General features: G+C 71.3%; 5 protein-coding genes. 2 read left to right on the top strand and 3 right to left on the bottom strand.

The genetic code is table 11. The features are described from left to right. Nucleotides 1–855 (top strand): HtaA domain-containing protein (locus tag GT042_RS37910; protein WP_202534840.1); only part of this gene is annotated, 855 nt, incomplete at its 5' end. A 195-nt stretch (nucleotides 856–1,050) separates the two neighbouring features. On the opposite strand, the gene GT042_RS40255 is transcribed toward GT042_RS37910, so the two are convergent. The 3 genes from GT042_RS40255 to GT042_RS37895 all read right to left on the bottom strand — a co-directional run bounded on the left by GT042_RS40255 (nucleotide 1,051) and on the right by GT042_RS37895 (nucleotide 8,553). Continuing rightward, on the bottom strand, nucleotides 1,051–4,263 hold the full coding sequence (locus tag GT042_RS40255) for a VCBS repeat-containing protein (RefSeq protein WP_161313201.1): 3,213 nt from the start codon (nucleotides 4,261–4,263) through the stop codon (nucleotides 1,051–1,053). A gap of 149 nt (nucleotides 4,264–4,412) precedes the next feature. After that, nucleotides 4,413–5,054, bottom strand: a complete 642-nt coding sequence (locus tag GT042_RS37900; protein ID WP_161313200.1) for a response regulator transcription factor — start codon at nucleotides 5,052–5,054, stop codon at nucleotides 4,413–4,415. A gap of 118 nt (nucleotides 5,055–5,172) precedes the next feature. Next, entirely contained in the window at nucleotides 5,173–8,553 is a 3,381-nt protein-coding gene (locus GT042_RS37895) for an AAA family ATPase (protein ID WP_161313199.1), read from the bottom strand. 269 nt (nucleotides 8,554–8,822) lie between these two features. Between GT042_RS37895 and GT042_RS37890 the strand changes: the two genes are divergently transcribed. Next, nucleotides 8,823–10,405 (top strand): ATP-binding protein (locus GT042_RS37890; protein WP_161313198.1); only part of this gene is annotated, 1,583 nt, incomplete at its 3' end.

Here is a 10,405-nt window from a genome sequence, read left to right as displayed (position 1 = left end):
CCCACCCCCACTCCCACCGAGGCGCCCGACCACGGTGACGTCGCCGACGGCCAACTCGGCTGGGGCGTAAAGGAATCCTTCCGCTCGTACGTCGTGGACGGGGCGGCAAACGGCAAGATCAGCACCGCCGACGGAGCCTCGCAGGCGACCGGCAACGGCGACTTCACCTTCACGGACGGCACCGGCGCATACGATCTCGACGCCGACACCCTGGCCGCCTCCTTCGCCGGCTCGGTGACGTTCAAGGGCCACGAGTCGGCGGGCTCGTACGGCCTCGATCTCACACTCAGCGGCCTGCGGGTGGAACTCGACGGTGGAACCGGCACGCTCTCCGCCGATGTCGACAGCCTCGGCAAGACGTCCCAGGACGTGGTCCTCGCCGACCTCAAGGCCACCCCGTCCGACCTGAAGGCGATCGACGACGTGATCTCGCTCGAAGACATCGCGGCCACCCTCACCGGCCCCGGCGCGAAGGCCTTCGGCGGCTTCTACACCGCAGGTACGGCACTGGACCCGGTGGACCTGGACCTCGCCCTGAGCGAGGCCGGAGAACTGCCGGGCGGATCGGGCACGGGCGGCTCAGGCACGGGCGGAAACCCCGACACCGGGGGTACGACGGGTACGACCGGAGGCACAACCGAAGGCTCAACAGGCGGCAGCACGACAGGAGCCGCTACGACCGCCGGCGGCACCACGGGATCCACCCCCCTCGGCACCGGCAACCTGGCCTCCACCGGCGCCGACATCCCGACCTGGTTCCTGGGCACGGCCTCCGCCCTGACCGTCGCGGCGGGCGCCGCCATGGTCGTCGTCTCGTCCCGCCGCCGCTCGGCGACGCAAAACCACCGGGCGTAACAGCGCCCCGATTGCCGGCGCCCCGATTGCCGGCGCCCGGATTGCCGGCGCCCGGATTGCCAGCGCTCGGGGCGGCACGCGGGAGGCTTGCGGCATGCCGTCCACCTCCTCCGCCACACGCCGGAGGGGCCGGGAGATTGATGGTCTCCCGGCCCCTCCGGCGTATGAGCGATCGCGTCGACCCCAAGCAGCCCGCTAGGAAAGCGACTTGTAGCCGCTCCAGCCCGTCGCGATTTTCGTGCGCGCCCCGAACGAGCCCTTTCCGTCGCCGTAGTTGCGCCACAGCACGCCCGACGTGTCGCGGGAGACGAGGTCGGCCTTGCCGTCGTGGTTGAGGTCGCCCGTGCCCACGATCACGTTGTACGAGCCGCCCCAGTCGCTGAAGACCTTGACGCGGGCCGCGAAGGTGCCGTTGCCCTTGCCCGCGTACCGGTAGAGGTTGTTGGACTTGTCCTGGGCGATCAGGTCGGCCTTGCCGTCGTCGTTGAGGTCGCCGGTGCCGACGATCTTCTTGTACGTCTTCCAGTTGTCGTACAGCTTCACGCGGGCAGACAGCTTGCCCGCGCTCGTGCCCTTGTAGAGGTAGACCGTCCCGGTGGAGGTGTTGCGGGCGATCAGGTCGGGGAGGCCGTCGCCGCTGATGTCGCCGGGTGAGGTGAGGATGTCGTACTGCGTCCAGCCGCTCGTCCCGAGTGTCGTGTACGACGTCGTCGGCTTGAGCGCCGTGGTGCAGCCCGGCTTGTAGAGGCGCAGAGCCCCGCTGCTGAGGCGGACGAGGACGTCGTTGCAGCGGTCGCCGCTCAGGTCACCGAAGGGGATGGCCTTGATGGTCGTGGCCCACCCCGTACCCGTGAGCTTATCGCTGAACTTCCCTGCTCCTGTGCCGAGTTGATACGTCAAGCCGCCCGAGGAGTTGAGCGTGAGGATGTCCCCGGCACCGTCCGGATCGCCCTCGATGCTGTTGAAGTCGTGACGTGTCGCCGCGCCTCCGGACATCGATCCCGTGCCGGTGGCCACGCTGGACGCCGTGGCCGTGCCCAGGCCGGTCGCCTTGAGGGTCCAGGTGAAGCGGCCGTTGGGGAAGTAACTCCCACCGGCCGTCTTGCCGTTCCAGGACGTGTCCAGCCAGGCGGACGCGGCGCCGCCGGTGATCGTACGGGCGGCCTTGCCGCTCTCGCCGCTCCCGACCGAGGTGAAGGCCAGGGACCAGGAGGTGACCGGCCGGGACAGCAGCCAACTGCCGTTCCAGGCCTTGGAGTCGGAGTCCGACGACTTCGCCCGGACAAGGTCGTCGACCGTCGTGTTGTAGGGGGTCGGTGCGGACGGGGTCACCCCGGTCGTGGCGACGTGCGTCTGCTCGTACGCGTCGAACCAGGCGACCAGCCCCGTGTACTCGTCCACCGTCCACCGGTGCCGCCGGTCGACGGCCGGTCCCGAGCCCGCCTGGCCGGCCTGCGCCAGCCCGGAGGCGAGCACGCGGGTGGCGCCGGTGGCCGCTTCCGTCAGGACGAGTTCGTCCGCGGTGTGGCTGTGCCGTACGGCGAACCCGTCGCCGAGCAGGACGTCCCCCGGCTGGGTGGCGACCGACGTCCCCGCCTTGGTGTCGTACAGGCCCGCCGAGGTGGTCCCGCAGGCCCAGTACACCCAGCGCCCCGCCGCCTGGAGCTCGGTCGGCACGCAGCCGGCGCCGGGCATCTTGACCGTGCTGAGTGTCTTCTTGTCGGTGAGGCTGTACGAGGTGATCGTGCCGGCGGTCGTGGTGGCGCTCCAGAGGGTGGAGCCGTTGAGGGCGGCGGCGCGGATCGTGCGCTTGAGCTGCTGCCCCTGGCCGAACTCACCGACGTACTGCATGGGCGTGCTGCCACCGGAGTTGTAGACCGCGTAGCCGTCGGAGACGTCGACGATCGCGCCGCCCCCGGTCTTGAACTCCAGCACGCTGTCGGACGTTTCGTCATTCATGGAGACGAGCTTGTCCGCCTTCTCCAGACCGCTCGCGTCGTCGCCGTCGACGTCCTCGAACCTCACGAGGTGGACGTCCTCGGGAAGGGAGCCGTTGTTGCCCCAGAGCGGGGTGCAGTTGACGCCGGTGTACGGGCACGCGGGGCTGATCGTCCGGCTCCCCGTGGCCGGAGCGGCGGACAGGGTGGTGCTGCCGTTCGTGGTCAGCGTCCGGACCGAGGTGGTGTGGGCGCCGCGGCTGAGGTCGTGCTCCGCGACCCGCAGACTGCCCCGGCTGAGCGCGATGCCGGTCTTGACGTTCTCCGTCGCGGGGACGGCGCGTACCTTCGTCAACTCCGTTGTACCGTCCGCCGCTCGGCCGACCCGCTGCACCCACCAGTCGGTGGGTCCTGTGCCGCCCGTGACGAGGGCGGTGCCGCCCGGGCCGTTGACCGCGTACGCGCCGGCGGAATCGAGCAGCGTGCGCGAGGAGCCGTCGGCGAGGGACACCTCCGTGATCGCGCTGCCGGTCGTCGCCTTGTACGTGGGCAGCAACAGCCGGTCGTCGAGCAGGACCGGCGAGCCGGCGAGGTCGCCGAACTCCGGCAGATCGAGAACCTGTTCGTCGGCGCCGGGGTCGGCACGGGACTTGAGGTGGAGGGCGCCTGAGGCAATGTCGTACCAGCCGATCCACTTCTCGCTCTGCACGTAGGCCACTTGCGACGAGATGGCGGACAGGCCGGTGAACACCTCTGTGCTGACGGCCGTTTCGAAGTTGATGGAGAACACGTCGGAGCCGTGCCTGACCAGCACACCGGAGGTGTCCGCGGCCACGATCGCGTTGTCCGGGATGAGGAGCCAGTCGCCACTGACAAATCGTTCGCGCCGGTCGCCGTTCACGCTGTCGATCAGTGTGCGTTCGGTGACGACGGTGTCACCCGCCAGCGCCCGGTAGTAGTACTTGGACGTGACGTCGGACAGCGCGCGGGTCGCCGGGTCCCAGAGCGTGACGGACTTGCTGCTCAGGCCGGACGGCAGGGCGACCAGGTCGTTGTCCGCGCCGTACCAGGCCGTACGGCAGTCGGAGTTGACGTCCGTACAGGCCTGGCCGGGGGTGTAGACACCGGCCGCGTTCTCGACGGTGACGGTCCTGCCGCTCTCGTAATCCGTCCACAGCAGTCCGCCGACCCCGGCTTGCCGGTGCAGGAACCCGGACGTACCGGCGCTGAGCGGCCGGTCGACACGCGGGCGGCCGGAGTTCGGGTCGGGGAGTGTGATCTGTGTGGTGGAGGTGGCCGCGGCGGAGGTGGCCGTAGTAGTGGCGGCCGCAGTGGTGGTGGCCGCGGTCGTGGCTCCCTGGGCGGAGTTGACGCCCCCGGAGGAAACGGTGGCGGCCGTGGTCACGACCGCGACCACGAATGAGGAGACGGCGGCGGTAAAACCGCCCCGTCCCAGGGCGTGTCTGCCCACGTGATGTCCCTCCCCGCGAGGGTCGTCGCCCCCGCACAAGTGAGCGGAGATTACCAGTGGGGTTGAGTGTGAGTTGGGTGTGGGGTGGGTGTGTGGTGGCTGTGTGTTGTGGGCCGGGGGGAGAGACATGCGAGCCAGGGGAGTCGGATTCAGATGAGGCCGGTTCGTATGGCGTACGAGACGGCGTGGGCGCGGTTGCGCAGGTGCAGGCGCTTCATCAGGCCGTACAGGATGTATTTGACGGTGCGTTCGGAGTACGACAGCTTTGTCGCGATGTCGCACAGCTCCTCGCCCTCGGCGACGAGGCGCAACACATCCACCTCGCGGGGGCTGACCCCGGATGCCGTCAGACCCCGTGGGGAGAGAACTTCCCTCTGGGTCCGTCGGACTTGCTCCATCAGTGTGCCCTGGAGGGTGGGTGGGAGACTGCCGCCGCCCTCGGTGATCGTGAGCAGGGTCTGGATGAAGGTCGCCGGGCTGAAGGAGTCGCGCCACAGGACGGCCCGGACCCCGCGGTCGACCGCGGCCGAGACATCCGCCTGCCACTGCTTTCCCACGACCATGACAAAACGTGCCTCCGGCTTGTCGCAGAGGCTGCTCAGCAGGTCGAGGGAGGAGGCGCCGGCGACGTCCACGGCGACGACGATGACGTCGGCCTCCCGGATCTTGTCCGGTGGCACCTCGCGGGTGCGGCGGTCGCTCTGAAGGTAGCTGACCAGCCCGGCGCGGACGATGGCGTCGGGTGAGTGGATCGCCACACGCACGGTGTCGGTGAGTACCTGTTGAGGCATGTGCCCTCTCCATCTGGGACTCAAGTGGTTCATGCGCTTCAGGAGGCCGATCGTGGCATGTGTGGTTGCGCGGATGTGATGCCGTGAGCCCCTGTTCCGTCAAGGGCAGGGAAATCTGTCACGAGAGGGACGGCGTAGTCGGCGTCGGCGGGGGCAGGGGTGGGGGCGGCGGCAGGGGTGGGCCGGCGCCGAGTACGGCCGTCACGACCTCGGTGCGGGAGCGCATGCCGGTACGGGCGAAGAGCCGGGACAGACGGTTCGCGACGGCGTCCTCGCTGAGCCGCAGTACGTGGGCGATCCGGCGGTTGGTGAGGCCCTCGGCCAGCAGGGTGGCGAGGAGGTGGTCGTTCTCGGCCGTGGCCTGCTTGCGGCCGGGTACGGCCAGCCCGGTCTCGCGCATCGCGGTCCTGGTGTGGAAGCGCCACAGGGCGGCACCGGTCTCGCCGAACAGTTCGTACGCCTCGTGCAGCGGCGCCACCGGACCGGTGTTCTCGCGCGCGGCGGCGGCGAGGGTTACCGCTGTCTCGAACAACTGACCACGTGCTCGGGCCAGTTCGACGGCTTGGAGTAGATGTCTGCGGGCGTCGTGGGGGTCGGGCCGGAGGACGCGGACGTACGTCAGCAGGTAGAGGAGCTGGGTCCGTTGGCTCCCCGTCCGTCCGCTGCTGGTCTGCCCGCTGGCCGTGCGTCCGCTGCCGGTTTGCCCGCTTCCGGTCCGCCCGGCGAGCCGCTCCAGCCGCGCCAGGCAGGCGAGCGCCTGACGGGTGCGCCCCGCCTCCGCGTGCACCTCGGCGAGCGAGGCCCACAACTCGTCGGTGCCGTAGACGGATCCGTGGGCGTCCGCCGCGTCGAGCCCGCGCCGTAGGACGTGCTCGGCGCGGCCGGGATCGCCGAGGGTGCGGAGGATTTCGGCGTCGGTGTGGTCGAGGACGTGTTGGAGGGGGCCGTACGGGGGGTGGTGGGACGGGGCGTCGCCCTGGCCGTCGGGCGGACTGTTGACCTGGCGCTCGGCCCGGCCGTCGGCAGGATCGTCCGACCGGCCGTCGGCCTGCTTGTCGATCTGCCCGAGTGTGCCGCTGCTCTGCCCGAGCGTGCTGCTGTCCTGTCCACGTGTGCTGCTGATCAGGCGGCTCGCGCTGGTGATACGGCCCCTCGCCAGGAGGACGGCGGCGGTGCGGGCGGGGAGGAGATGGTGCCCGGGGACCACGTTCAGTACGCCGCCGTCGACCAGCGGACGGCGTGCCAGCGCGAGTGCCTCGTCCCAGCGGCCCTGGAGGTGCAGCAGGAGGAACCGGCTCCCTGCGGGGAGCAGTTCGGGCGTCAGGTGCCGGTCGGCCAGCAGGGTCGTGGCCGCTCGCAGGTCGCCGGTGCCGAGCAGCACGTCGAGTTGGGCGATGACCATCGCGAACACCTTGCTGCGCGGCAGGTCGGGTGCCTCCGGCAAGGTCAGTGCGCGGGTGAACCGTTCCGGTCGGCCGAGCACGAACTCCGCGACTCTGCCGAACAGTTCGAGCAACGCGCGGCTGTCGGGGGTCGCCCGCCACACCGGTTCGGTCCGCGAGAGCAGGGCCAGGGCCTCCTGCCACTTCTCCAACTGCCAGAGCGCCTGAATGCGTCCGGACACGGTGGCTATCGCGGGCAGCGGCAGTGTGTCCCACCAGGACGCGTCGCCCATGCGGGACAGCGCCGCCCAGTCCTTGTCGGCGGCCGTCGCCGCGACCAGCAGGGTGGCCGCTTCGTAGAGGGCCAGCGCGTCGAGCCCCTCGGCCGGGGCGGACACGACCCACTCGGCCGACCGCCGGGCGGTGGGGTAGTCACCGTTGCCGTGGGCGGCCTGCCCGTACCGCAGTACGGCCAGGCCGCGGGCGGTCGGCTCCTCGATGAGGCGTACGGCACCCAGGTACCACCGGAGCATGCCCCGGCGGTCGAGGTCGGGGTAGAGGGCCCGGGCGGCGGCTGTCAGCTCGGCGACGGCCCGTTCGGGGTCGACCAGGTTCCCGGCTTCGGCGATCCGGTCGGGGAGGTAGGTGGTGGCGTCGGCCTCGGGGAGGAGGGTGGGGGAGGGGGCGGGAGTGGCTGCGCGTACGGGTGGGGGCGAGGGGGCCTGTGGTGGTTCCGGTGCGGGGGCGGGGGCCGCGCCCTTGGCCTCGTGTGTCCGGGCGGGGGCTGCCGCTGCTTCGCCCGCCGCTGCTCCGGCCCCTTTTGCTTTGGCCGCTGCTGCTCCTGCCGCCCACAACGCCTCCACCGCGACGGCGGACAGCCGGCCGCGCTCCAGCGGCCCCAGGCGTTCCCGTACGGCGTGGGCCACCAACGGCACGCGGAACGTCCATCCTCGGAGCGGGGCGCCGTCCTGTCCGGGCAGTTCGTCGAGGATGCCCTCGTACACCAGAGAGCGGACGCTGCGGCGGACCACCTCGGCGGACAGACCGGTCGCTCCGGCCAGCAACTCCGCGGCCGGCGGGCCGAGCGGCCACAGGACGCTCAGCCCGCCGGCCACGGTCCAGCAGGGCTCGCCGAGCGACCGCAGGGCCACGACGTACCTGTCGTCGTCCGGTAGGACCGGCGGCGGTGTTCCGACACCGAGGAAGGCGTGCCCGTCGGCCATACGGATCGCACCCTGCCCCGCCCACGCGACGAGCAGGGCGTCGACGACTCCGGGAATCCCACGACTCAGCCGGCGGACCCGCCGTACGAGAACGTCATCGGGCACGGCCCGCAACCGCTGCGCGACGAGGGCGGTGACGTCCTCCGTACCGAGGCGCGACAGAACGATGGTGTGCGCGGCGGGATTTCGGGCCAGCCGTGTGGCTCCGGAAGCCGCGGCGTCCCCGGCACCCCCGGCCGCCTCGACAGCCCCCGCGTCCCTGGCAGCGCCCGCCTCCCCGGCCGCCCTCGCGAACGCGTTGGCCTCGGGCGTACCGTCCGGCCCCGAGTTGTGGACCGCCGTGACCACCAACCGGACGCCCGACGACAGCTCGGAGAAGTCCAACTCACCGAGCAACGCCAGGGATTCGGCATCCGCGTGCTGCGCGTCCTCGACGGTCACGATCGTGGGTGTCGGCTGGGCCAGAGCGGTGGCGAGTGCCTCCGCCATCGCCGTACCGTCGCCCTCTCGTACTGCGGACAGCGCCCCGGGCAGTGCACCTCCGGACGGCGTTTGGGTCGGTCGGCGCTTGGCCACGCCAGTTCGGTGGTCCTCCAGCGCCATGACCATTCTCAGGGTGAGAAGCAGAGGACGTTCGTCGTCACCCGGAACACACTCCACCGCCAGGACCGCGACCCCTTCGGCGCGCAGCCGCTCGCCGGCTTCCCGTACGAACGCGGTTCGTCCGACGCCCCGTTCGCCCCGGACCAGCACCACGCGCGGTCCGTTCGGGTCGCGGAGGACGTCGTCGATCTCGGCCGACTCGGCGTCCCGGCCGAGCAGACGCTCGCCCGCCCCGTGGAAACGTACGGCCGAGCCGCCGAAGACCAACGCGGTGTCTGTCCGAGCAGCCACAGATTCCGCCATATCTTTCATATCTTCGATCGGTGTGCGTACGGGGTGGGCGGGGTGGGCGGCGCGCCCGCTCCGTACCGCCCTGGCCCCGTACCCACCCGGCGGGTTACGGAACCGGCCCACCGCACCCCACGGACCGACCCCGCTAGCACGCTTGCCATCATGGCCAACCTGACGCAAATGATGGTGGCTTGTTCGGGAGGTTCACGCAAACCCCGCAATCCGTCGGGCGGTTCGGCGTGGCGAACCAGGACAAACGAGGAGTTGTCGTGCGGCAGTACCGTTCACCTCTTGTCGGTAGGCACGACGAAGTCGGCGACGTGGCACGGGCGTTACGAGCCACCGGGGCTGCGGTACGGACCCTCCTGGTCAGTGGCGCGGCCGGCGCGGGCAAGACCGCGCTGCTGCACGAGGCGCGACGGGCGGCGGCCAAGAAGGGGGCGAAGGTTCTGCGGCTCGGCTGGGAGGTCGCGGAGGAGCCGGCCGGTGCCGCCGCCCTCGCGGACGCGGTCTGTGGCGTACTCGCCAAGATCCACGACGGTCGGATCCTGGCACGCGTGACGGTGGTGCGGCGGGCGCAGTCGCGGTCCGTCGGCCGTGGCGGGGAGGTGGCCCTGCTCTCCGCGCTCGGCGAGGTGCTGGCGGACGCGGCTCGTCAGGTCCCGTTCGCCCTGGTCGTCGATGACGCCGACCGGATGCCGGATGCGACGGCTTCCGCTCTGGGGCTGCTGCTGCGCGCGTTCCGCCCGGCGGGTGTGCCGGTGGTGTTGGCGGGCCGGCCGATGATTCCGGGGCAGGCCGGTGGCGGCGGGCAGTTGCTCGCGGCGGCCGACCGGGTGGTCGAACTGCCCGCGCTGTCGTCGGCGGAGGTCGGCGAGCTCATCGTGCGGCGACTGGACCGCCCGGTCGAGCCGCAGTTGGTGACGGCGGTGCTGCGTGCGCTGGGCCCGCTGGCGGGGAGCCCGGGAGCCGTTCTGTCGGTGCTCGCGTCGCTGGAGGAGTGCGGTGGGCTGCTCGAACTCGACGGTCAGGTGTGCCTGACCGTTCCGGAGGACGAACTGCGACTGACCCCGGACGCCGCTGAGTTGGGCCGCCTCGGCTGGCCGCACGCGTCACCGGACGCGGAGACGCTGGACACGGCGACCACACTCGCCCGCCTGACCGGCCAGGCGGAACTGCGGCTCGACGACCTGCACCCGGTGGGCCCGGTGCCGTTGAAGGGGCCGCCCGAGGTGGGGGTGTGGGGTGGCGGATCGGCAGGAGGGGGGCCGCCCTGGATGCGGCGGCGCGGATCTGGGCTACGCGGATCTGGGCTGGACGGATCTGGGCTGTACGGAGCCGGGCCCCGGGGAGTGGAGCTGCCGGGAGCCGAGGAGCCGGGCATCCCGGACCGGGGAGCCGAGGGACCTGGATCCGGTCGAGCTGGACCAGTTCAACCTGGATCCGGTTGTCCCGGAGCCGGCCCGGCCGGCGCGGAGTTCTCGGATGTCGGTCTGTCTGGGGTCGGATCGGGGGGTGGGCGTATGCCGGATGCCGGACCGTTCGGCGTCCAGGCGGCGGAGTCGGAGCTGCCTGGGGTCGGACTGGGTGAAGCCGGGATCCCGGAGGCGGGGGCGGTTGGTGCTCGGACGCCGGTATTCGGTTTGCCCGGGGTCGGGTTGCCTGGCGCGGAGTTCTCGGATGTCGGTCTGTCTGGGGTCGGACCGGGTGGTGGGCGTATCCCGGATGCCGGACCGGCTGGCGTTCGGGCTGCAGAGTTCGAGCCGCTTGGGGTTGGTCCGGGTGAAGCGGGGATCCCGGATGCCGGACCGGCTGGCGTTCGGGCTGCAGAGTTCGAGCCGCTTGGGGTTGG

This window comes from Streptomyces sp. SID3212 (assembly GCF_009865405.1).
In the GTDB taxonomy this organism is placed as follows: domain Bacteria; phylum Actinomycetota; class Actinomycetes; order Streptomycetales; family Streptomycetaceae; genus Streptomyces.
This window is presented reverse-complemented; position numbering and strand designations above follow the sequence as displayed.